The organism is Deltaproteobacteria bacterium (assembly GCA_009929795.1).
GTDB lineage: Bacteria > Desulfobacterota > Desulfovibrionia > Desulfovibrionales > Desulfomicrobiaceae > RZZR01.
This window is the reverse complement of record RZZR01000306.1, coordinates 1-1,877: the sequence shown is the minus strand read 5'-3', so window position 1 is coordinate 1,877 and position 1,877 is coordinate 1. Positions and strand designations below refer to the sequence as shown.

Here is a 1,877-nt window from a genome sequence, read left to right as displayed (position 1 = left end):
CCGTGAATTCTTGAAGGATGGAAACAAGGCCCCCGGGCCCATGGCCGAGGCCTTCCCTCTCGACCTCTCCATGGCTATCCGGCGGACGAAAAACCAGCACGAACAGTGTTTCATCTTCCATGTCCAGGCATGTGGCCAGCACATGGCACGGGAGGGACTGTCCGGCCCCATCGAGAAGGATCTGGCCAGGAAAGTGGGCTGAATTGTCCCGGTCCGCTCCGGAATCCGACAGAAACGAAAGCAGATCTCCGGAACCGGTCGTCCGGGCCGTTGCCAGGAGTTCGACCAGGGGACGGCCAAGCAGACTGGATGCGGCATGGCCCGATAGGGCCTCGAAGCCCTTGTTGGCCAAGGCGATCTCACGGCTGATGTTCACGGCCAGGACGGCCTCGCCGAGGGCGTCGAGCACGCCCGAGAGCCGGTGCTGCGTGAGCCAGAGTTCCTGCTCGGTTTCGCGGCGAAGGACCAGCTCCTCTTTCAGGCGAATGTTTTCCCGGAGCACGGCGTGGGCCTGCTTGAGCTTCAAGAGGGTGCCCACCCGGGCCAGGAGTTCTTCACGGGAAAAGGGCTTGGTCAGATAGTCATTGGCCCCGGCCGAGAAACCGGCGACAATGTCTTCCACCCGGTTTTTGACCGTGAGCATGATCACCGGCATGGCCTGGGCCGTGTGCTCCCGTCGAAGTGTCCTGCAGACTTCGTATCCGGTCGGACCGGGCATCATCACGTCCAGGATCATCATGTCCGGGCGGTCTCCGACCTGGATCAATCTCAGGGCCTCGGCCCCATTTTTGGCCGTCTTGAAGGTGATCCCGGCCAGTCTCAGACAGGAGGCGATCACATGTAGGTTCACAGGTTCGTCATCAACGATCAGCACCTGGTATTTTAGGCCATCGGCGCAGCCAAGGTCATCTGGAGCCTGATTGAGGCTTGGAAGCAGAACGGGACGGAAGGGTCCGACCTGAGGGTCGGCCTCGTTCTTCGGCTCATTTTCATGACCCGTGATTCGGTTTGCGGGCAGAGTGAAGAAAAACACGCTGCCGTGGCCAAGCTCTGACTCCACGGCAATCTCCCCGCCGTGGAGTTCCACCAGACGCCGGGTGATGGCCAGGCCAAGGCCCGTTCCTCCGGGGGCCCTGGTGTGCGCGGCCCCTACCTGCTCATGGGAATTGAAGATGCGTTCTTGGGCCTCTTCGGGGATGCCCACGCCCGTATCCGCCACGGAAACCCGGATGAATTCATCCAAGATTTCGGCCGACACCGTGACGGTTCCGGTCTGGGTGAATTTGATGGCGTTGCCCACGAGGTTGAATAGAATCTGCTCCAGCCGTTCTGGATCGGCCTGGACAGGGTGAAAATGGGGCTGAATCGCATTGATCAGATCGAGATTCTTGGCCTTGGCCATGACCCGGGAAATGTCCAAAACCCCCTGGACCGCATCGTGCAGATTGACCGTGGTTCTGCGCAGGGAGACGTCCTGGCGGGTGAGCCTGGAAAAATCGAGGATCTGATCCACCAGTCCGGAGAGCCGCTTGGCGCTGTGGGCCAAAAGTTTCAAATGCTCCCGGGCCGTTTCCGGGATCTTGCCCCCGGTCCCGGCCAGAAGGGACTCGGCGATGCCAGCGATTCCGGCCAACGGGGTCTTCAGTTCGTGGGTGGTGTTGGCCAAAAACTCGTCCTTGAGCTTGTTCATGTCCACCAGCCGCACATTGGCCTCCTCCAGATTTCCGGAAAGCTTTTCTACCTTGGAGAAGGCGTCGGCAAAGGAGGCGGAGATATAGAACGAATAGGACAGGATGAAGATGAACACTCCGTAGGGGGCGAAAGGCGTCGTGCTGGTGATGTTCAGGTCAAAGACCATCACGTCGAGTTCGGACAAT

The 1,877-nt window shown here is 60.0% G+C and carries 1 protein-coding gene; it reads right to left on the bottom strand.

From position 1 onward, the window contains the following. Positions 1-1,877: response regulator (locus EOM25_14475; protein NCC26381.1), on the bottom strand; the 1,877-nt coding region annotated here is incomplete at both ends.